Origin of the sequence: Pseudomonas sp. 09C 129, from assembly GCF_002843625.1 — a bacterium.
Lineage (GTDB): Bacteria > Pseudomonadota > Gammaproteobacteria > Pseudomonadales > Pseudomonadaceae > Aquipseudomonas > Aquipseudomonas chlororaphis.
Window position 1 is genome coordinate 4,110,169 of the sequence record NZ_CP025261.1, and the last position, 19,640, is coordinate 4,129,808.

Here is a 19,640-nt window from a genome sequence, read left to right on the forward strand (position 1 = left end):
AATGTCAGGTCGGGCCGCCCGCGGCCGCCTTTTTGTCAGTTCATGAGCCGGGCCTGAAGGCTTCGTCGACCCGGGCCAGGTCGTCTTCACGCAGGGTGCCTGCGTAGTAGTGCAACTTGGTCCAGGCCATCAAATAGTCGTAACGGGCCTGCGCCAGGTCGCGGCGCGTGGTGTACAGCTGCTGTTCGGCGTTCAGCGCGTCGAGGTTGACCCGTTCACCGCCAAGGATGCTCTGCTTGGTCGAGATCACCAGGGCCTCGGCCGAGGTCAGCGCCTTCTGATAAGCCCGCAGCTTGCTGACCCCGGACAGGCAGGCGCTGAACTGGCGCCGCAGTTCGATCAGGGTGGTGCGGGTCTGCGAATCCAGTTCGTACTCGGCCTGTTCCATGGTCCGGCTGGCCTGGCGGGTGGCCGCCGAGACCCCGCCACCGGCGTACAGCGGCATGCTGATTTCGATGCCGATGGTGTTGGTGTCATAGCGCTGGTTGTAGGTGTTGCCGCTTTCCGACTCGACCCGGCGCGAGGTGGCATAGGCGCTGAGCCGCGGCAGATGGCCGGCACGGTTGCGCTCGATCTCGTAACGCGCCACTTCCACGGCCTGGCGCTGGGAGGCCAGGTTCGGGTTGTTACTGATCGCCAGTTCATGCCAGGCGTCGTAGTTGGCTGGCGACAGGGTGAAGGACTCGAAACGCTCGCGCAGCGGGTCAAGGTCGCGGATGTCCACGGTCGGCACGCCGATCAACGCGCCCAGCTCGCGCAGCGCCGCGTCCTGCTCGTCGCGGGCCTCGATCTCTTCGGCGGTGGCCAGCTCGTAGCGCGACTCCGCTTCGAGGATGTCGGTGCGGGTGCCCTCGCCCTGGCGAAACATGTGCTCGTTCTGCTGGAACTGCTGCTCGAAGGCCTTCTTCTTGGCCTGGGCGATCTCGATCTGGTCCTGGGCGAACAGCGCCTGGGTGTAGTAGGTCAGCACCCGCACCAGCAGCTCCTGGCTCTTGCCACGAAAGTTCTCGTCGGCGAACAGCGCCTGGGCCACGCCCTTGCGGTAGGAGGCATAGGCCTCGTAGTCGATCAGCGGCTGTTGCAGGGTGAAGGTGGAACCGTAGCTGTCGTAGTTGCGGTCATCGTGGCTGGTGCCGCCGCGACCGTCGGGCACGGTGGCCTGGGAGTTGTTGCGGCCCTTGTTGTAGCTGTAGTTGAGTTTCGGCAGCAGCCCGGCGCGGCCGATGATGCGGTTCTCCAGGCCGGCATCGCGCTCCTTGATCGCGCCGAGGAACACCGGGTCGTTGCGCAGGGCCTGTTCGTAGACCTGGAACGGCCCCATGGCCTGGGCGTGGGTGCATACCAGTAAAGCGACTGTGGCTCCGAAGATGGAAAACTGACTCATGCGACGGAACATCCTTATTCCTCGGTCAATGCGGAACCCGCCCGGTCGAGCAGGGGTTTGAACAGGTAGTTGAGCAGCGAGCGCTCGCCGGTACGGACGAACATCTCCGCCGGCATGCCCGGCTTGATCACCAGGCCGTTGAGCTTTTCCATGGCCTGGTCGCTGACGCTGCTACGCAGCACGTAGTACGGCACGCCGGTCTTTTCATCGACCATCTGGTCGGCGGAGATCAGGCTGACCTCGCCGGACACCCGCGGCGTGCGGCTCTGGTTGAAGGCGGTGAACAGGATGTCCACCGGCAGGTGGCTGCCAACCTTGTCGATCAGGTTCACCGGCAGGTGCCCTTCCACTTCCAGGCGAGTGCCCTGGGGCACGATCTCCAGCAGGTTTTCCCCGGGGCGGACCACGGCGCCTTCGGTGTGCACCCCGAGGTTGACCGCGATGCCGTCGGCCGGGGCGAGGATTTCGCTGTGCTGCAAATCGAAACCGGCCGAGGTCAGCTGTTGCTCCAGGGTCAGGCTTTTCAGCTGGGCGTCGGCCAGCTGGCTGCGCACTTCCTTCTGGTACTCCTCGCTGTGCTGCTGCAACTTGAGCCGCGACTCGAGAATGCCCTGCTCCACCCGCCCGCTTTCGCCGGTGTTCTGCGCCAGTTCCTGCTGCACCTGGGACAGCTGGCGCTGGTACTCCATCAGGCGGTTGCGCGGGATGTAGCCGTTGTCCGCCAGGGGCTGCAGGTTGGCCAGCTGCTGGCGCAGGGACTCGGCCTGGTTGTTGAGGTCGGTACGCGCCCGGCGCATCCCGGCCAGTTGCGCGGTGGCGCCTTCGATACTGGCGCGGATCCCGGCCTGCTCGCGGGCGAAGGCTTCGCGGCGGCTGCTGAACAGTTGCCGCTGGCCTTCCAGCACCAGGGCCAGGCGTGGATCGGGATCGGCGCTCAGGGCCTCGGGGAAATTCACCTGCTTGAGGTTGTCGCGTTCGCTCTGCCAGCGCGCTAGGCTGGCCCAGGCCATGCGGTACTGCGCCTGCAGCGACTGCACGTCGGCTTCGACCTGGGTCTGGTCCAGGCGGAACAGCGGCTGGCCCTGCTTCACCGCCTCGCCTTCACGCACCAGGATCCGGCTGACCACCCCGCCGCTCATGGATTGCACGGCCTTGCGCTTGCCCGAGACCACCACCGTGCCTTGCACCGGGATGCCCTGGTCCAGCGGCGCCAGGGCCGCCCAGAGAAAAAAGCTGCCGGCGCCGGCCAGTGCCAGGACCCAGCCCATGCGCGCGAAAAACCGCGCATCGCGCTCGGGACGCTCCGGCGCGTAACCTTGTTCGATCATCATTTCGCTGTCCTTGCTCATGCGCCTGGGTTCCGTGTCGGGGCCTGATACTGGCGGCTCATGCTCAAGCCGCCCGGGGCCGTCGGGGCCGAGGTTTTTTCCCGCTGCTGCTGTTCCTGGTTTTGGGCCTGGTTTTGGTGTTGTGCCTGGGCGCCACTGGACAGCGCCTTGAGCACTTCCTGGCTCGGGCCGAAGGCCTGCAGGCGCCCTTCGTTGAGCACCAGCAGCTTGTCGGCCTGGGCCAGCGCCGAGGAGCGATGGGTGACCAGGATCACGCTGGTGCCCTGGGCCTTCATCTGCGCGATGGCCGACGCCAGGGCGCTTTCGCCCACGGTGTCGAGGTTGGAGTTCGGCTCGTCGAGCACCACCAGGCGCGGCTGGCCATACAGCGCCCGGGCCAGGGCCACGCGCTGCTTCTGGCCGCCGGACAGGCCGCTGCCGTCATCGCCCAGCAGGGTGTCGTAGCCCTGGGGCAGGCGCAGGATCAGTTCGTGCACGCCGGCCTGTTGCGCGGCCTGCACCACCTGCTGCGGGTCGGCTTCCTGAAAGCGCGCGATGTTCTCGGCGATGCTCCCGGAAAACAGCTCGATGTCCTGGGGCAGATAACCGATGTGAGGCCCCAGTTCGTTGCGGTTCCAGCGATGGATATCGGCGCCGTCCAGACGCACCGTGCCGGCCAGGGTCGGCCATACGCCCACCAGCACCCGGGCCAGGGTGGATTTGCCGGAGCCGGAAGCGCCGAGCACCCCCAGCACCTCCCCCGCCCCGAGGTTGAAACTGACCTGCTGCAAGGTCGCCATGCGCTTGCCCGGCGGGCCGGCGCTGACCTGCTCAAAGCTCACCTGGCCCTTGGGCGCCGGCAGCGACATCGCCGTGTCGCTCGGCGGGAAGGCCTGCAGCAGCGAATCCAGGCGCTGGTAGGCCAGCTTGGCGGAACTCCACTGCTTCCACACCGCGATCAACTGGTCGATCGGGCTCAGCACCCGGCCCATCAGGATCGAGCCGGCGATCATCATCCCGGCGGTCATGTCGCCCTTGATCACCAGCAAGGCCCCCAGGCCCAGCACCAGCGATTGCAGGCACAGGCGCAGGGTCTTGCTCAGCGAGCTGATGACCGCGCCGGTGTCGCTGGCCTGGTTCTGCAGGCCGAGAAAACGCGAATGCACCTCGAACCAGCGCTTGCGCAGCGCGCCGAGCATGCCCATGGCCTGGATGGTCTCGGCATTGTGCAGGTGGCTGGTGGCCAGTTGCGTGGATTTCTGCGAATAACCGCTGGCCTCGCCCAGAGGCTTCTTGGTCATGGCCTCGTTGAGGTACGCCAGGGCGATCAGCAATACCGCGCCCGCGGTGGCGAACACCCCCAGCCAGGTATTGAACAGGAAGATCACGAACAGGTAGACGGGGAACCAGGGCGCGTCGAAGAACGCGAACAGCGCAGGACCGGTGACGAACTGGCGGATATGGGTCAGGTCGCCCAGGGACTGCCCGGCGTGGCCTTCGCCGCGAAACAGGTTGCGCTCGAAGGCCGCCTGGTAGACCCGCAGGTTGAAACGCCGCTCCAGCTGGCTGCCGATGCGAATGACGATGAAGCTGCGCACCACCTCCAGCAGGCCGATGAATGCGAAGAACCCGACTACCATCAGCGACAGCATCGCCAGGGTGGTTTCGTTCTGCGAGGAAAGTACCCGGTCGTAGACCTGGAGCATGTAGATCGAGGGGACCAGCATCAGCACGTTGATCAGGGCGGTGAAACACCCGACGCTGATCAGAATGCCTTTGTAATCGCCCAGTGCCTTGAACAGCGGTGCAGTGGTCTTCGCCATCTTCATTGGTCTTTCCTGAGCTGTAATATCCCGTGCCAGGGGCGCAGGACAAATAAACCGCCCGTACTTGAGTCGGGACATTATTGGATTTATTGCGGCGGACAGGCGAAAGAACTCTACCGTCAGACGAAACGGAGTTCTAGTTATTTAGTTGTCTTTAATCGAACGAAGGACATCGCGTATATGGCACTGCCTTATACGCTTATCCATACAGATACATTTAAAGATGCATACAGCCGCGATTATTCAGGGCGTACGCTGCAATATAATGGTTATGCCTGATTTCAAAGTGCCTTGATATAAGCCTTCTTTCTGACGACTTAGAAAGATGATCTTCGAACCCTCTTTGCCGGTCACGGCAATACCGTCCGGCTCGGGAAACCAGCCGATGGCCGAATCGCCCAGCCAGGCGGAAAAACACTCGGCGCCGGCGCCCAGGGTGCCGTTCAGCTCGAGGTCCAGGGCACAGTGGTTGGCAGGTTGCGCCGGCTGCGACAGTTGCCAGTGCCCGGCCAGTTCCGCGGGGTCCGCCAATCTCAGGCTGCTTGCCATGCTTGTCTCTCCATAAAACATCATCAGCGTCGCGATCAGGTACGCGCCGGCCTTAGCGATCAAGGCAGTTCGAATCATAAGGGGTTAGCTCCGGGCCACAGCCTCAGGCAGTTCGCCTGTCAATGCAAGGTCAGAGGGCGGCGCCTGGGCGCCACCCTCCTTCTTTTACCTTACCGCAATGACTCAGGCGACGATGTCGGTGTAGGCCGCCTGGCCGACGGTGCTGACCAGGAAGTCCGCCACGCCGTGCCCGGAGAAGTCCACCGACAAGGTGCTGTTGCCAGCCGAGGTGCTGAGGATCGCGTCGCCGGCGTTACCGGTGAATGCGTTCACGAAGTGCAGCCCAGCGCCCTTGGTGATGCCGGTCAGATCGATCTTGTCCAGGCCGCTGACAAAATCCAGGATCTGGTCGGCCGCACCCGGAGCGGAGTCCGAGCTCGCGCCGAAGACGAAGGTGTCGGCACCCGCGCCGCCCCAGAGCTTGTCCGCACCGCCGGCGCCGTAGAGGATGTCGTTGCCGGCACCGCCCTTGAGCTCGTTGGCCACCTTGTTGCCGATCAGCAGGTCGCTGCCCGAACCGCCGATCGCATTCTCGACGGTGACGCCCTTGGCGATGGACACGTTGCCCACCAGGCCGCCAACGTCGGAGAACGAGGTCTCATTGAGGTTGATCTTCTGGTTTTGGGTAAAACCGGAGAAGTCCAGGGTGTCCTTGCCGCCCGCGTCCCATACCGAGAACACCAGCTTGTCCGCCGACGAGGTCGCGCTGAGGAAATCGCGACCGGTGTTGGAGTTGAAGCCGTAGGTGGTGTCGCCGGTACGGGTGGTGGTGTTGGCCCCGTAGAGCTTCTGGATCGCCGCGATATCGTCCATCAGCGGGCCGGACGAATAGGCTTCGACGCCGGCCTTGCTGAAGTTCTGGCTGGTATTGCTTTCGCTCCAGTAGCTCATGACGCTGTAACCGCGCGTGTCCTGTCCATAGACCGCGTCGTTATAGGTCGGGTTACCATTCCCGGCGTTGTAGTCGCCAGGGTGGGCCAGGCCCAGGGTGTGACCGATCTCGTGGGTCAGCGTCTGCCGGCCGTAGTTGTTCAGATCGGGGGTCTTGTTCTGGGTGTAGCTGCTGTTGATCAGGTACCAGGACGTACCGTCGTAGCCAGCACCGGTGCCCGGCAGGTAAGCGAAGGCCGCCGCGCCGTCCTGGCCGCCGCTGTAGTTGCCGAAGGTCATGTGACCGTCACCACCGGAAGCCTTTTCGGTGAAGGTGACATTGGCCACATCGGCCCAGGATTGCATGGACAGCGCGGCCTGGGCTTTCTGCTGGGCGCTGAACTGGCTGAACCCGGAGATGCCATGCTTGTACATGGTGCTCGAGGAGGCCGAGGTGAGGAAGGTATAGGTCAGTTCGATCTTGCCGTTGCCGTTGAGATCCTGGTACGCGGCACCGTCGCGCAGCAGCTGGGTGGCTGCCTGATCGACCGAGTAGGAGGGTTTGCCATTGACCGTCAGATTGCCACCCCGGTCATACTGATGGCTGAAGCTATTGATCTGGTTGTAAGCCGAACTTGCCGCGGCCAAGGGCACGAGTTCTTGTTCGGCGGTCACAATAGCTTTCGCTTTAACTTTCGACATAAACACACTTCCTTGTAATCAATGGAACAGTTTTTGTCCGATAGCGACAATCCCTGGCGAGATCGTCCTATCACTCGCCCTATCCGGGCGTAAGCAACCTGACACAATTTGAAATCAGGCGTCCACTACTTTTTGACGCCTGATTTTCGCTGTTCCAGCAAACTCCCGAAAACAATGACTGGTGAGTCGAAATATTCTTTAAACCTCAATACCCGCTGATAATTGTCGGACAATCTCGAATTTAAATATTAAATAACAGTACAGATAGTTTTGCCGACTACGTCGCAGTTTTTAGTTCATGCAAGTTTGTTCCATCCGGTTAGTTTCATCGCTTGCAGCAGGGTTTCCCCGGTCAGCGCCGGAACGCTCGCGCCACTGTCCGCGGTCATCGGCTCGCCCGCCAGCAAGGCATTGACGATGGCCTCCTCCACCGCTTCGGCGGCGGCGCTGAACAGGGCCGAGATGTAATCGTTGTTGAGCATCGCCAGGGGTGTGCTGAAGGGCACGCCCTGGCGCCCGTAGGCGCAAGGCGGCAGGTCGCGGTTGCCGGTGGCGAAGGCCAGGAAGATATCGCCGCTGGAGTCCTCGGTGCCGCCGCCGGTGCGGGCGATACCGATCGACGCGCGCTGCGCCAGGCGCTGGCACTGGTGCGGCAGCAAGGGCGCGTCGGTGGCCAGGATCACCACGATCGAACCCATGCCCGGCGTACCGCGCCGGGCGAAAGGCGACGGAATGCCGCTCAGTTGCCGCCCCACCGGGTAGCCATCAACCCGCAGCTCCTCGCGCTTGCCGTGGTTGGCCTGCACCAGCGCGCCGACCGTGTAGCCGCCCTGCTCCCCCGGCACCCGGCGCGAAGCCGTGCCGATCCCGCCCTTGAATTCATGGCAGATCATGCCGGTGCCGCCGCCCACCGCGCCCTCGCGCACCGGCCCGGACTCGGCATTGGCCAGCGCCTCGCGGACCTGCTGCGGGCCGACATGCTGGCCCCAGATATCGTTGAGCAGGCCGTCATAGGTCTCCATCACCACCGGCATGCACCAGTATTCCGCGGGGTCCGCCAGGCTTGCGTGCTCCTCGGCGATCAGTGCGTCGCGCACCACGCCGACGCTGTGGGTGTTGGTGATGGCCAGCGGCGTGGTCAGCAGGCCCGCTTCGCGGATCCACTCCAGGCCGGTGGCATCGCCGTTGCCGTTGAGCACATGGCAGCCGGCGAAACAGGGTTGCAGCCGGGCAAAGCCCTCGCGGGGCTGGATCAGGGTCACCCCGGTACGTACCTGCTTGCCGTCGACCGTGGTCCTGAGGGTGCTGTGGCCCACCCGTACCCCCGGAACGTCGGTGATGGCATTGAAGGGGCCGGGAGTACCCAGGCCCAGGCTGATCCCCAATTGACGTGCGCGCATGACTTCTCCTCAGAGTTTCTGGAACGCCGGGCTGAACCGGCCGTTGGTGCCATACAGGATCACCGACAGCGCCAGCAGGCCGACGATCACCATGATGTCCCTGAGCGAAGCGTCCAGGAACAGATTGAACAACAGATACCCGGCGCCGATCACCGCCAGCAGCGCCGGCAACGGCCACAGCGGCATGCGGTACGGGTGGGCGCGGTCGCGCAGCAGCACCCGGCTCATCAGCGCGCTGAGAGCGACGATCAGGTACACCAGCATGATCAGCAGCACGCTGAACGAGGTCAGGTCGGCCAGGTTCGAGCTGAAACTGAGCACCGCCGAGGGAATGGCCAGGAACAGCGTGGCCAGCCACGGCGAGTCCCAGCGCGGATGAATACGGGTGAACAGGCGGTTGATGCCCGGCGTCCACAAGGCATCGCGGCCGCTGGAGAACACCACCCGGCCGATCTGGATCACGATGGCGACGATGGCGTTGAACACCGAGAGGAAGATCCCGGCACTGACCACCCGCGACAGGGTTTCGTTGCCGTGGCTGGTGAGCAGGTAGCCAATGGGGTCGGGACTTTCGAGCATGGCGCTGAGGGACGGCGCGCCGATCAATAGCGCGGTCAACGGCACCAGCTCGATGATCACCACCAGCACCAGCGACCAGAGCACCGCCTTGTGCACGCCCTGCCCCTTGCATTTCATGTCTTCGGCCAGCAGCACCGCCGGGCCGTAACCGTTGTAGGAAAACAGGCCGATGCCGACCGCGCCGATCACCAGGGCCCAGGGCGCCATGTGTAATACGCCGTTTTCGACGATCTGCGGTTGCAGCAGGATGCTCGCCGGCTGCGAGGCATTGCCAAAGCCCAGGAACACGATCACCAGCAACGCGGCAATTTCCAGCAGCAGACAGGTGCCGGTGATCCAGGCATTCAGCTTGATGTTGAGGATGCCCAGCGCATAGCTGCAGATCACGATCACCAGGGCCACGGTCTGCGAATCGAAGCGCGTGCCCAGGGCATTGTTCAGGTAAGTCGCCGCGCCGGTGGCCAGCACCGGCGGGATGAACAGCAACATCACCAGCACCGTGAGAAAGGTCGCGTACCCGGCCATGCCGCCGAACACCCGCTTGGCGTACACATACTCGCCGCCGGCGCTGTTGTGGGCGCGGCCCAGCTCGGCGTAGCAGAAGGCGAACATCAGCGCCAGCAGCCCCGCCATGACAAAGGCCAGGAACACCCCGCTGCCGGCCTGGTGAATGGCGAACGGCGCGATAACGAAGACCGAACTGGCCGGGGTCACGCCCGACACGGTAATGGCCACCACATCGAACACACTCAGCGTGGGTTTCAGGGCGCCTTGCGGCGCGCAGGGAGAGCTCATGTCGTTATCCTCGTGGTTATTTTTGGTTTGAGGCAGAAACGAAGAACATCGGGTGGATGCGCTCTGGGGCGCACTTGATGGAGGCCACTTTAGGCAGCCGGGGGTACAGGGCCAATTCCCCTATTGGAGTACTCCCCCTTGACGTCGCCGGGCAAATCGCCGAAACCTTGCTGCCACCTGGCGAGAAAGCAACCTGCCAGACCACAGCGGCATCGACGCGGAGCCACCTATTTGATCACTCTGTTCAGGGAAATCGGCATGCATGCCGGACTCGGCCGCACCCTCTCGCAGATCGGCGGCGAGCGCTTCTGGAAGCAACTGGTGCTGTTGCTGCACCAGGCCTTGCCGTTCGATAACGCCCTGGCGATCTTCTACCCGCGCAACGGCCTGCCCATCGCCCTAGAGGAATACGACGCCGAGCCCTCGGACAAGCCGGCGTCGATGCTCACCTACCTCAATGGCCTGTACCTGCTCGACCCGTTTTTCCAGGCCTGCCGCGAGGGTTATCCCAACGGCTTGTACCGCCTGGAGGAAGTGGCGCCGGACCATTTCCGCCAGACCGAGTATTTCTCCAGCTACTTCCACGACAACGTGCTGGAGGACGAACTGCAGTTCATCCTGCAGATCCCGGAGGCCGGCACCCTGTCCCTGTCGCTGGGCATGCAGCGGCCGTTCAGCGCCGAGGAGATCGGCCAGCTCACCACCTTCTCGGCCTGGGTCCTGCCATTGATGCAGCAGCATTGGCAGCAAAGCAACCAGCGCCCGCAGCCACCCGCCGGGGAGGAAATGGCCAGCCAGATCCGCGATGCCCTGAGCCATTTCGGCTGCGGCGTGCTGTCGGATCGGGAAGTGGAAATCGCCCGGCTGATCCTGCGTGGGTTCTCCTCCAAGGCCATGGCCGAGCGGCTGAAGATCTCGCCGGACACCATCAAGGTGCACCGGCGCCATCTCTACGCCAAGCTGGATATCTCCTCACAGCCGGAGCTGTTCTCGCTGTTTATCCAGTCCCTGGGGCACGACCTGGAAAACCCTTGAACCCGGTCCTTGCGCCGCGCGGTGCCGGCACCGCGCCATCGCGAGCAAGCTCGCGCCTAAACGTTCAGCGAACGGGCGCGGTAATCCCGCGGCGACTGCTCGAAATGCTTCTTGAAGGTGCGGCTGAAGTGCGCCGAGTCGGTGAACCCCCACTTGAAGGCAATGTCGGTGATCGACGCGTGACGCAGGCGCGGGTTGCTCAGGTCCGCCGCGCTGCGCTCGAGGCGCGCGCGCTGGATGAAACGGCAGACGCTGTCGCCCTGCTCTTCGAACAGCCGGTACAGCTGGCGCACCGAGATATTCATCTGGCTGGCCAGTGACACCGGGGTCAGGTTGGGCTCGGTGAGGGATTGGTTGATCAACTGCCGGGCCTGGCTGCGCAGGCAACCGCCGTGCTGGCTGTCGTAGCCGTCGAGATGGGCGCTGGGCGTCTGGCGCAGGGTCGGGCCGAGCAAGGCGATCAGCGCTTCCTGCAACGCCTGGCCTTCCTGCGGGTCGGCGCAACCTGGCAACGGCTCGCCGCAGATCTGTTCCACCAGCAGGCGCATCAAGCGGCCACTGGCGCACTGCTGCGAGAGCTTGCCGAACTTGCGCTGCTGCGCCGGCAGATGGCGATACACCTCGTCGCGGGACAAGTGCAGGGAGGCATGTTCGATCAGCCCGTGAGGGACGATTTCGCAGGCCCCGGCGGAGTCCAGCAAGGCCATTTCCCCCGGTGCCAGTTCGATGCGCTCGCCGCCCTGACTGATCTGGGCATGGCCGCTGCGCTGCATGATCAGGAAACAGTGCCGGTCGTCTTCATGATCGACGCTGGTGCCTTTGCGCGAGATCAGTCCGGCATTGGTGCGGATCTGCGCCACCTCGAGGCCGGCGTAGTCGCGCAAGCCGACTTCGCCGATGAACAACGCCGAGTTCAACGCCTGGCGGGCGTCGAAGCGACCGCAAACCCCCTGTAATGCGCCGATCCAGGAACCGAAACTTTGCGAAGCAAGCACTGTGCACCTCCAGAAGCCGGCTGAGACCGCCTTTGTTGTTATGGCGATATCATTAACATGTTATCTATTTGCCGGGCAAGGAAGCGCGGCGCAATGGATAGTCCGTTATAGCCTAAGCACGGGTTGTGCCAGCGCGGGTGGGAATAGTTCAGTGATCGCGCAGCAGTGAATCCAGGCGCTTGAACGTTGCCAGCAAGGCGCCGCGTTGCTCGGCGCTCAGGCGGATATAACGGCGGAAGCCGGGCAGCCGGTTGACCACCTCGCTGGCGCCGAAAGGCTCCAGGCGCACCCGCCAGCCCTGCTCGTCGCGCTGCAATTGCAGGCGCTTGAAGTCCAGCGGCAGCAACGCCGCCAGCAGCTGCGGGTCGCTGTGCAACTGCTGCAACAGCCCCGCCCACTCATCCTGCGCGCCCTGCTTCAGGCCGGCGGCGACGCCCTGGCGGCGGATCGCGCCGGTATGGCGAATGTCGATCTGTGCCTGCGGCCCCGGCGAACCGGGAACCCGCAGGCGAAACTCGCAAACCACCAGGTGCATCAGGAACTGCGCCTGTGGCAGCTCCTCGACCTCGAAATCCAAGCCCTCCTCGGCCCAGGTGAAGCGCGCCAGCCCGGGCGCCTGCGGCGCACAGTCGAGCCCCGGCAGGTCGCGGCGCAACTGGTTCAGGGTCACCCCCGGGCGATAGCCCGAGGGTGGCCGCCGCCAGAATTCAGAGAGGTTTTGCCGCCAGCTTGTACTGCTCATCGGGCTTGGCTCCAGGCAGGGTCTGCGCTTGGGTTTCAGTGGGGGACTGCAGGTTGAAGGCGTTTTCCAGCACCTCCTCCACCGGCACCGGGCGGAATGGGTTGACCTTCTGCACGAAGACCGTCCAGACCAGCGCATAAATCGCCGTCAGGCCGAGCATGCTGCCAAAGGGCACGTAGATGTCCCGCGGGTTCATGCCCGGCGGCGTGATGAACCACATGCCCAGGAGGATGCCGATGGACGAGACGATCTGCGGCAGCGGGAACCAGGGCGACTTGTAGGCCCGCGGCAGGTCCGGGCGGCGGATGCGCAGCACCACCACCGCCAGGGTCACCAGCAGGTAGGCGGTGCTCCAGGCACACACCGCGGCCAGCACCAGGTGCATGATGTTGTCGGTGCTGCCGCCGAGCCACCAGGCGTGCAGGCACGGGATCAATACCGCCACGGCGATGCACAGCAGCGGTGTCTTGAAGCGTGGGTGCAGGTAGGTGAAGGCCTTGGGCAGCGCGCCGTCCAGCGCCATGCCGTAGAGAATGCGCGGCAATCCGGCCATCAGCGTGTTGATGGTCGCCGCCCCGGCGAACAGCAGGCCGACGCCCAGCCAGATCCTCCCGTAGGGCCCCATCACCTGCTCGGCGAACTGCGGGATGGCCATGGGCGTGTCCAGCAGGTGCACGCTGCCGTCTTCGTTCAGCGCGATGTTCGCCACCTGGCGCTTCATCGCCGCGCCATAGATGAACATGCAGGTGGCTACCCCCACCAGGCCCAGGGCCATGGCCCGGGGAATGGTTTTCGCCGCCTTGCGCACCTCCGGCGTCAGCGGGGTGACGAACTCGCACCCGACGAACATGAACATGGCCATGCCCACCAGCGAGAGGATGGTGGTCAGGTCGGTGCCGACCATCGACTCGCCGAACCAGCCGCTGAGCTCCACCGCCGGCGCCTTGAACACCCCGACCACGCCGAAGATGATCAGGGTGGTCCACATGCCGAAGGTCAGGATCACCTCGGCGCGGCTGAACGCGGTGATGCCCACGGCGTTCAGCAGGCCGAAGAAGATCACCAGCCCGACACCCACCAGCCAGGCGCTGCCGCTCTGTTCCAGCAGGGTGTTGAGGGACTCGAAGTTCACCAGGGCCATGACGCCGCTGAGGATGGTTTCCGCCGTGCCGGCGAACACATGCACGATCAGGTAGGCGGAGATGGTCCCGGTGATCGCGAAGAAGCGTCCCAGGCCGCAGGCCAGGTAGTCGTACACCGAGCCAGTGGTGGGGATCATGCAGGCCGCTTCGGCGAAGGTCGTCGATTGCGCGAGCATCATCAGCATGGCGATCAGCATGGCCGCGGCGAACGCCCCGCCGCCGATGCCGAAGCCGGTGGTGGCGGTGAGGATCACCGGGCTGGCCATGATCAGGCCGACGGCGCTGGCCAGGGCCGTGGGAAAGCCGACCACGCCCTGGTTCAGGTGGCGGGTGAGTCTGTCGTTGAAAGACATGGTGCTGGACCTCGAAAGCATGGGTGATGTTGTTGTTCTAGGCATTTCAAGGGCACGCCGGACGGGCGTGTTTTACCTGGCTGTCTGCGCAGCCTGGCCGGTTGTGTCCGACTGTAGCCGCTGCCGCAGGCTGCGATAAGGCCGAAGGCCTTCGGCGATCTTGAGATCTTGCGCACCCTGCGGGCGCGATCGCAGCCTGCGGCAGCGGCTACGGGATCAGAACGCGATGCACACCGACTTGTTCTCGGTATACGCCTCGATCGCCGCGTGGCCCATCTCGCGGCCGATGCCCGATTGCTTGTAGCCGCCAAACGGCATCGACGGGTCGAGCATATTGTGGGTATTAACCCAGACCGTGCCGGCCTTGATCCGCGGGATCAGGTCCATGACCTTCGCCAGGTCGTTGGACCAGATGCTCGCGCCCAGCCCGTACTGATTGTCGTTGGCCAGCGCCACCACCTCGTCGATCTCGTCGAAAGGCGTGGCCACCACCACCGGGCCGAAGACTTCCTCGCGCACCACCTGCATGCCCGCGTGCACGTCGGCCAATACCGTCGGGCGCACGTAGAAGCCCTGCTCGCCATAGGCGACTCCGCCGCACAGCACCCGGGCGCCGTCGGCCACGCCCTGGCCGATCATGTCCAGCACGCGCTTCTGCTGCTTGGCGGAAATCAGCGGGTTGATCTGTGCCTGTTCGTCCAGCCCGGGACCGATGCTCAGGGAGCCGGCGATGGCCGACAAACGCTCCAGCACCTGGTCGAAGATCGCCCGCTGGATATACAGGCGCGAACCGGCGGTACAGACCTGGCCCTGGTTGAAGAAGATCGCCCCGGCGGCACCGGCGGCCGCGGCCTGGGGGTCACAGTCCTCGAGCACGATCACCGGCGACTTGCCGCCCAGCTCCAGGGAAAACCGGGTCATGTTGTCCACCGCGGCATGGCCGATGACCTTGCCGATCTGGGTCGAGCCGGTGAAGGCCAGCTTGTCGATGCCTTTGTGTGCGGCCAGCGCCGCGCCGGCCTGGGCGCCGCTGCCGGTGACCACGTTGACCACCCCCGGGGCGATCCCGGCGTCCAGGCACAACTGGCCCAGGCGCAAGGCGGTCAGCGGGGTTTCATCGGCGGGCTTGAGCACCACGGTGCAGCCGCAGGCCAGGGCCGGGACGATTTTCCAGATGGCCATCAACAAAGGGAAATTCCACGGCACGATGGCACCGACCACGCCCACCGGCTCCGGCACCGTATAGGCGCGGTACCGCGCGCCCGGAACGGCGGCGATGGACAGGTCCAGGCTCTTGCCTTCGATCTTGGTCGCCCAGCCCGCCATGTAGCGGGTGAACTCGGCGGCGGCACCGACTTCCAGGGCCCGGGCCAGGTGGATCGACTGGCCGTTGTTGAGGGTTTCCAGCTGCGCCAGCTCTTCGCCATGGGCTTCCAAGAGGTCCGCAAGCTTCAGCAGCAGGCGCTCGCGATCCGCCGGGCGCTGCGCCGCCCATGGCCCCTCGAAAGCCCGTCGCGCGGCGGCCACCGCCAGGTCGATATCGGCGTCGGCGCCGGCGGCGACGCGGGTCAGTTCTTCGCCGGTGGCCGGGTTGAACACCGGCATCTGCGCGCCGGACAAGGCCGGCTGGCTGCGCCCGTCGATCAACAGGCCGTGCTGGCTGTCGATAAAGGCGGCGACACGTGGGTCGATGGCAATACTCATGGGCAATCCTCGCTAGTTGGCCTCATGGATCGAACTCTGAGACCAATGCCGGCCAGCGTCTTGATCCTGGCTGCCGCGAAACTTGCCACTGGCTGCCAGGGAACACCGCAACGCGGCCGGCGCGTTTTTTTGTAGCCGCTGGCGAAGCCTGTGCTCGGCTGCGAAGCAGACGCAAAACCGGCCAACGCACAATGCCTGAGAAACCGCGGTGCCTGGAGGACGACCACTTCGTGGCCGATCGCAGCCTGCGGCAGCGGCTACAAAAACACCGCGTGCCCGGTAGCCGCTGGCGAAGCCTGCGCTCGGCTGCGAAGCAGACGCAAAACCGGCCAACGCGCAATGCCTGAGAAACCACTGTGCCTGGAGGACGACCACTTCATGGCCGATCGCAGCCTGCGGCAGCGGCTACAAAAACACCGCGTGCCCGGTAGCCGCTGGCGCAGCCTGCGCTCGGCGGCGTAGCCGTCGCCAAGCCTGCGAACGCATTTTTCCGGGCAGATCCATAATGCGCGGGACGCCGGGTCGATGGCAGTGGCGGTCAAATGCCTGGCACACAGAGGCAAGCAGGCATCCGGCAAAGGGCGCACTACTATGTCCCACGCTGTCTGTGCGTTTTCAGGAGATTCAACGTGAGCGAACCAAGCCGTTTCTGGCATCCCATGCTGCACCCCAACGAAATGCAACAACGCGAGCCGATCCGCATTGTCCGTGGCGATGGCTGCTACGTGTACGACGACCAGGGCCACCAGCTGGTGGATGGCGTCGCCGGGTTGTGGAACGTCAACGTCGGCCACAACCGCAAGGAAGTGAAGGCGGCGATCACCGCCCAGCTGGACGAACTGGAATACTTCCAGCTGTTCGACGGCGTCAGCCATCCGCGCGCCGAAGAGCTGTCGCGGGTGGTGATGAACCTGCTGGAGCCCGAGGGCATGCGCCGCGTGGCCTTCAGCTCCGGCGGCTCGGATGCCATCGAAACCGCGCTGAAACTGGCCCGCCAGTACTGGAAACTCGAAGGCCAGGCCGACCGCACCAAGTTCATCTCGCTGCGCCAGGGCTACCACGGCACCCACTTCGGCGGCGCTTCGGTCAACGGCAACACGGTATTCCGGCGCAACTACGAGCCCCTGCTGCCGGGTTGCTTCCACGTCGACACCCCGTGGCTGTACCGCAACCCTTACAGCCAGGACCCGGAAGAACTCGGCAAGATCTGCGCCGACCTGCTCGAGCGGGAAATCCAGTTCCAGAGCCCCGACACCGTCGCGGCCTTTATCGCCGAGCCGATCCAGGGCGCTGGCGGCGTGATCGTGCCCCCGGCCAACTACTGGCCGCTGATCCGCGAGGTCTGCGACAAGTACGGCGTACTGCTGATCGCCGACGAAGTGGTGACCGGCTTCGGTCGCAGCGGCTCGATGTTCGGCAGCCGCCTGTGGGGCGTGAAGCCCGACATCATGTGCCTGGCCAAGGGCATCACCTCTGGCTACATCCCGCTGGGCGCCACGGTGGTCAACGAGCGGATCGAGTCGGCGTTCAGCAAAAACGCCAACTTCACCGGCGCGATCATGCACGGCTACACCTACTCCGGGCACCCGGTGGCCTGCGCGGCGGCCCTGGCCAGCCTCGACATCGTGGTCAAGGAAGACCTGCCGGCCAACGCCGCGAAGATGGGCGACTACATGCTGAACAAGCTGCTGCCGTTCGCCGAGCGCTTCGACAGTGTCGGTGAAGTGCGCGGCAAGGGCCTGATGATCGCCCTCGACCTGGTGGCTAACAAAACCACCCGCGAGCCGATCGACCCCATGGGCGGCTATGCCAACCAGGTAGCGCAGATCGCCCGCGACAACGGGGTGATGGTGCGTCCGGTGGGGACCAAGATCATCCTGTCGCCGCCGCTGGTGATCCAGCCGCCGCAGATCGACGCCATCGTCTCCGCCCTGGAGCTGGGTTTCACCCAGGCCCGTTGAGCCTGACGCCGCAGCCTTGAAACCCGGACCGCGCTGGAGCCGATATCAGCGCGGTCTGCGTGATCGCGGGAAGCCCCTGCGGGGCTTTTCGCAGCCTGCGGCAGCGGCTACAAGGAATGCGGTGCCCGTGTAGCCGCTGCCGAGCCCGCGAGGCTGCGATCGGCAACGCAGTTGCCGCAAAACCTGGGCTCGCGATCTGTCTGAAATACCGTGGCATCAGGTTTGGCGCCCGCTACGCGGTCGTTCGCAGCCTGCGGCAGCAGTTACAAGGAACACAGTGTCCGTGTAGCCGCTGCCGAGCCCGTGAGGCTGCGATCGGCAACGCAGTTGCCGCAAAACCTGGACTCGCGATCTGTCTGAAGTTCCGTGGCATCAGAGGGTTACGGCCCTCTTTACCGGCCGTTCATGAAGAGGGAGTCGTCCCATGCATACGCCAACCGACCTGCCGGATGCCCAACAGCTTGGCCAGTGCTGCATCAGCGCCTTTACCCGGGTGGTGCCGGCGACTCTGTGCGCCTTCTACCGCATTGACGCGCAGCTGCAGGCCGAGCATTTTTCGCTGTACCACATGAGCCCGCAGATGCATGAGGCCTACCTGCAACGCTACCGGCACTACGACCCGCTGCGGCCGCGCAACTGCGTGGCGGCGGGCCGCCCGGTGCTGTCGCTGCACATGGGCATGGCCCAGCAGGGGCGGCACGAAACCGAGGTCTACCAGGGTTTCCTGCAACGCCATGGGGTGCTGGATGTGGTGGAGATCCTCGCGCGCAATGCCGGCGGCAGCCCGATCGCCGGCCTGTCCCTGCTGCGCGATGCCAGCCTGGGCCCGTTCCGGCCAGACGAGCTGAACACCCTGCAGGCGCTGCAAGGCCTGTTGGAAATCGCCGCCCAGGCGCCCTATTCGCGCCACGACGAACGCCTGAAGGCCCTTACGCCCCGGGAGCGGCAGATCGCCTTACTGCTGCGCGACGGCGCCTGCAACAAGACCATCGCCCAGCAGTTGGCGCTGGGCCTGCCGACGGTCAAGACCCACCTGATCAACCTGTTCCGCAAGGTCGGGGTGAACAACCGCACCGAACTGGTGAGCGCGCTGTTCCTGTAAAAAACCGCCGTGCCTCAACCATTCGGTTGATGGGCAACAACGGCTTGCGCGGTGAACATGAGGTTCTCCTTCATCGACAAGGTCCGCCCTCATGAACCTGCAACCCGAATGGATTACCGTTGGCGCCCTGGCCGAAGGCTTTGCCGCCGATAACCATATCCTGCCCAGCCTGGATGACCTCAACGGCCGCAGCCTGACCCTGCATTTCGCCAATGGCTGGCGCATCGAACACCTTTTCGGCTCACGCTCGCTGCATTGGCAGGACACTGAAAACCAAGCCAGTGGCGAGACGACTTATCGAGCCACTTCAATACGTTCCGGCATTTATCTGGTGGACTTTCTCAAGTCGGAGAACCACCAGGTCCACTCGGTAAGCCTGATCCTCGACCTGGGCCGGAACATCTTCACCGCAGTGATCGGGCAGATGCCGAGCCAGGCCGAGACCCGGGTCGATCTGTTCAGCCGCGCCCTGTCCGGCCGCGAGCTGACCAGCGTCCAGGCCCAGTTCATCCACGGCAGCATCGACATCCCACTGACCGCCAGCAGCCCGCAACACGCGCTGACCGAAGAGCTGGTCGGCCTGCGCAACCAGTACGTCTACAGCGCCACCGAGGCCTACGAGCACGTCTACCTGAACCGCAACTTCTACAGCTGGCAGTGCCTCAAGGGCGTCGAGCAGGGCCTGGCGGACACCGACCGCTGTCATTACTACAAGCTCGCCGAACAGCTGTACCTGTTCGTCTGGCGCGAAAAGATCGTGCCGACCCTGGGCCTGGTGCTGATCGACCTGCAAGCGGGCAGGACCGATGGCAAGATCTTCGGCTACCAGGGCAGCGACTTCGCCGCGCCCAGCAACTTCCCGGTGGGCGCCCTCGCCCATGTGCTGAACCGTACCGCTTACATCTGATGCTACCTGTCGCGATCCGCACAGCGCGCTCGGCCTGACACACCGCGCGCTCGGGTTTCGCGGCAACTGCGTTGCCGATCGCAGCCTCGCGTTGCTCGGCAGCGGCTACCCAGACACTGGTTCCTGTAGCCGCTGGCGCAGCCTGCGATCGGCTGCGTAGCAGACGCTGCCTTTACGGCTCTTCGGGCCGATCGCAGCCTTCGCCA

Annotated in this window: 16 protein-coding genes; 5 read left to right on the forward strand and 11 right to left on the reverse strand. The window is 64.6% G+C overall.

All coding sequences use genetic code 11. The annotated features are described in order from the left end of the window. Positions 1-40: 40 nt before the first annotated feature. The 7 genes from CXQ81_RS18490 to CXQ81_RS18520 form a co-directional block, all read right to left on the reverse strand. Entirely contained in the window at positions 41-1,396 is a 1,356-nt protein-coding gene (locus CXQ81_RS18490; RefSeq protein ID WP_007922774.1) for a TolC family outer membrane protein, read from the reverse strand. Between the two features lie 2 nt (positions 1,397-1,398). Continuing rightward, the gene (locus tag CXQ81_RS18495) at positions 1,399-2,715 is read right to left on the reverse strand and encodes an HlyD family type I secretion periplasmic adaptor subunit (RefSeq protein ID WP_009049217.1); all 1,317 of its coding nucleotides are present in this window, start codon (positions 2,713-2,715) and stop codon (positions 1,399-1,401) included. Positions 2,716-2,729: 14 nt separating this feature from the next. Continuing rightward, entirely contained in the window at positions 2,730-4,541 is a 1,812-nt protein-coding gene (locus CXQ81_RS18500; RefSeq protein ID WP_007922779.1) for a type I secretion system permease/ATPase, read from the reverse strand. Between the two features lie 240 nt (positions 4,542-4,781). After that, the gene (locus CXQ81_RS18505) at positions 4,782-5,165 is read right to left on the reverse strand and encodes an AprI/Inh family metalloprotease inhibitor (RefSeq protein ID WP_007922782.1); all 384 of its coding nucleotides are present in this window, start codon (positions 5,163-5,165) and stop codon (positions 4,782-4,784) included. Positions 5,166-5,270: 105 nt separating this feature from the next. Continuing rightward, a complete protein-coding gene (locus tag CXQ81_RS18510) occupies positions 5,271-6,719 on the reverse strand; it encodes a serralysin family metalloprotease (protein WP_007922785.1) in 1,449 nt (482 codons plus the stop codon). Positions 6,720-7,015: 296 nt separating this feature from the next. Then, positions 7,016-8,119: a P1 family peptidase gene (locus CXQ81_RS18515; protein ID WP_101338122.1), complete on the reverse strand. Its 1,104-nt coding sequence runs from the start codon at positions 8,117-8,119 to the stop codon at positions 7,016-7,018. Between the two features lie 9 nt (positions 8,120-8,128). Further along, entirely contained in the window at positions 8,129-9,493 is a 1,365-nt protein-coding gene (locus CXQ81_RS18520; RefSeq protein ID WP_009044076.1) for an APC family permease, read from the reverse strand. Positions 9,494-9,724: 231 nt separating this feature from the next. Between CXQ81_RS18520 and CXQ81_RS18525 the strand changes: the two genes are divergently transcribed. Then, entirely contained in the window at positions 9,725-10,528 is an 804-nt protein-coding gene (locus tag CXQ81_RS18525; protein ID WP_007922792.1) for a response regulator transcription factor, read from the forward strand. A gap of 56 nt (positions 10,529-10,584) precedes the next feature. Here the strand turns inward: CXQ81_RS18525 and feaR are convergent, their stop codons facing one another. From feaR to CXQ81_RS18545, 4 genes are all read right to left on the reverse strand, one after another. After that, positions 10,585-11,523: a transcriptional regulator FeaR gene (gene feaR, locus CXQ81_RS18530; RefSeq protein WP_101338123.1), complete on the reverse strand. Its 939-nt coding sequence runs from the start codon at positions 11,521-11,523 to the stop codon at positions 10,585-10,587. 148 nt (positions 11,524-11,671) lie between these two features. Continuing rightward, positions 11,672-12,193, reverse strand: coding sequence for a DUF3156 family protein (locus CXQ81_RS18535; protein WP_101338124.1), 522 nt, complete (start codon positions 12,191-12,193; stop codon positions 11,672-11,674). 37 nt (positions 12,194-12,230) lie between these two features. Beyond that, positions 12,231-13,760, reverse strand: coding sequence for an APC family permease (locus CXQ81_RS18540; RefSeq protein ID WP_053261378.1), 1,530 nt, complete (start codon positions 13,758-13,760; stop codon positions 12,231-12,233). Between the two features lie 216 nt (positions 13,761-13,976). Then, on the reverse strand, positions 13,977-15,464 hold the full coding sequence (locus tag CXQ81_RS18545) for an aldehyde dehydrogenase (protein ID WP_101338125.1): 1,488 nt from the start codon (positions 15,462-15,464) through the stop codon (positions 13,977-13,979). Positions 15,465-15,803: 339 nt separating this feature from the next. Here CXQ81_RS18545 and CXQ81_RS31530 point away from each other — a divergent pair, with 339 nt between their 5' ends. The 4 genes from CXQ81_RS31530 (at position 15,804) to CXQ81_RS18560 (ending at position 19,434) form a co-directional block, all read left to right on the forward strand. Next, a complete protein-coding gene (locus tag CXQ81_RS31530) occupies positions 15,804-15,926 on the forward strand; it encodes a hypothetical protein (RefSeq protein ID WP_256593389.1) in 123 nt (40 codons plus the stop codon). Positions 15,927-16,093: 167 nt separating this feature from the next. Further along, positions 16,094-17,425 carry an aspartate aminotransferase family protein gene (locus CXQ81_RS18550; RefSeq protein WP_101338126.1) on the forward strand — a complete coding sequence of 444 codons (1,332 nt, stop codon included), beginning with the start codon at positions 16,094-16,096 and terminating at the stop codon, positions 17,423-17,425. Between the two features lie 424 nt (positions 17,426-17,849). Next, a complete protein-coding gene (locus CXQ81_RS18555; protein ID WP_101338127.1) occupies positions 17,850-18,527 on the forward strand; it encodes a LuxR C-terminal-related transcriptional regulator in 678 nt (225 codons plus the stop codon). Between the two features lie 91 nt (positions 18,528-18,618). After that, complete coding sequence (locus CXQ81_RS18560) at positions 18,619-19,434, forward strand: molybdenum cofactor biosynthesis F family protein (RefSeq protein ID WP_101338128.1); 816 nt, start codon at positions 18,619-18,621, stop codon at positions 19,432-19,434. Positions 19,435-19,640: the final 206 nt, after the last annotated feature.